This window comes from Aminobacter sp. P4_D5, from assembly GCF_056401815.1.
In genome coordinates this window covers 1-610 of the sequence record NZ_JBFUIP010000980.1, presented here as the reverse complement: position 1 = coordinate 610, position 610 = coordinate 1, and the positions used below count along the sequence as shown (strand labels likewise).

General features: G+C 70.1%; 1 protein-coding gene. It reads right to left on the bottom strand.

Features of this window, described 5'->3' with window-relative positions; genetic code table 11:
- Positions 1-86: 86 nt before the first annotated feature.
- On the bottom strand, positions 87-610 hold a 524-nt coding region (locus AC1DWF_RS36180; RefSeq protein ID WP_476843270.1), incomplete at its 5' end, for an MlaC/ttg2D family ABC transporter substrate-binding protein.

The window sequence follows — 610 nt, the reverse complement described above, 5'->3', positions numbered from 1 at the left end:
AGGTCCGGTGGCGTAAGAAGCCACGCTCCGCTGGAGAATCGGGCCGCACAGCGGCCGACGCCGCCCGGCCCCTGAGGGCGAGGAAACTACGTCCTTTGCTGCAACTGCTGCAGCTGGTTCCGCATCGCCGTCAGCAACGCCGAAACTTGGTTCCCGCCGCGCTGGATGACCGCGCTGTACTCGCTGCGCTGCGTGAGTCGGAGCGAGGTTCCCTCGGCCACCAGGTCCACGATGCGCGGCTGGCCGCCCACATCGGCCACGCGCCAGTCGAGGTTCACCGGGGAGCTGCTCGGCCGCTCCACGACGGTGGTGACTAGCGCGTCGTCCTCGGTGYGCTGCTGGCTGCGGCCGAGCGTGAAGCGCACGCCCTGGTACTCGCCGAAGCGGGCCGCGAGGTTGCGGATCAGCGTCTCCTCGAAGAGGCGCAGGTATTCCTGTTGCTCGGCCGCGGTCGCCACGCGCCACCAGCGGCCCAGGATGAAGCGCCCGGTGCCCTCCATGTCCACGGCCTGGCGCAGGATGCCCGCAACACGCTCGCGCCGCTGCGCCGGCGGCAGGCCGGTATTGTTGAGCACGCCGACGAGAGCTTCGCCGGTCGCTTGGATGAAGG